We start from the raw sequence: 1305 nt of genomic DNA on the forward strand, positions 1-1305 counted from the left end.
TGAAGCGTCCTGGGTTTAGTTCCTACCTCAGCTAAGGAAGGATTGAACTATGCCTAGAAAGTATTCCGTCGAGTTCAAGGAGAAGGCGGTCCATCAGATCATCGAAATGGTCCGCCTGGAGTCTTGCTCACTGCAACGCGCCTACACGGAGGTCGGTGAGCTGCTTGGAGTATCTCACCACACGTTGCGGGCTTGGTACCGTGACAGCGCTTCAGTACGTGATGACTCTGACGCTTCAGGCGGCGAAACAATGGAAGAAGAGCTCAAGCGTCTGCGCCGAGAAAACCGCGAACTGAAACGAGCAAACGGGATTCTTAAGACTGCTTCGGCTTTTTTCGCAGCGGAACTCGACCGACCCACGACCAAATGATCTCTTACATCGACGCGTATAAAGATCAGTTTGGGGTCGAGGCCATCTGCAGAGTCCTTAAACAAGCAGATCGTGGATTCATCACCTCACGCGGCTACCGCAAAGCCACCACACGTGTTCCCAGCGCAAGAGCCTTAAGCGATAGCCTGCTCATCCCAGAGATACAGCGTGTGCATGCGGAAAACTTCTCGGTCTACGGCATCCGCAAAATGTGGCACGCCATGAACCGTGAAGGCTTTCATATCGGCCGCGACAAGACCGCACGTCTGATGAAACTCGCAGGTGTTTCCGGCCGCCGACGTGGACGAACCCCTGTGACAACGATTAGCCCGAAGGCACCGGATCATCGCCCAGACCTTGTACAGCGAGACTTCCGTGCGCAGGCGCCAGGCAGGTTGTGGGTTGCCGACATTACCTACGTTCGCACCCTGTCAGGATTCGCCTACACCGCATTTGTCGTGGATGTATTCAGCCGAAAAATTGTTGGTGTCGCTACACGATCGACAATGCGCACCGACGCGCTGCCGATGGAGGCTTTGGAGCATGCGTTAACGACTGCAGGGCGAATTCATGGAAACCAGTTAATTCACCATAGCGATCGGGGCAGCCAGTATGTGTCACTGAAGTATTCCACTGCGCTAGCTGAGTCAGGAATCCGCCCGAGTGTGGGAACAGTCGGCGATTCTTACGACAATGCGCTAGCCGAAACAGTCAACGGTCTCTACAAGGCTGAACTGATTCATGCCCAAGGCCCGTGGACGTCGGTCGGAGAAGTCGAACTGGCCACCTTGCGGTGGGTGCATTGGTGGAACACCAAGCGGCTTCATGAAGCTTTGGACTACGCCACCCCACAGGAAGTAGAAACCGAGTACTATCTCACCCAGCCCATCAACACAGGGCCGTAAAAGAAGCGGAACTAAACCCAGGACGCTTCA

General features: G+C 54.9%; 1 protein-coding gene. It reads left to right on the forward strand.

The annotated features are described in order from the left end of the window. The first annotated feature begins 49 nt into the window (after nucleotides 1-49). A protein-coding gene (locus QP891_RS11640) for an IS3 family transposase (RefSeq protein WP_284771370.1) occupies nucleotides 50-1275 on the forward strand; the annotation gives its coding sequence in 2 pieces (ribosomal slippage) (nucleotides 50-329 and nucleotides 329-1275; 1227 coding nt in all). The last annotated feature ends 30 nt before the right edge of the window (nucleotides 1276-1305 follow it).

This window comes from Corynebacterium sp. MSK310, from assembly GCF_030227355.1.
GTDB lineage: Bacteria > Actinomycetota > Actinomycetes > Mycobacteriales > Mycobacteriaceae > Corynebacterium > Corynebacterium rhinophilum.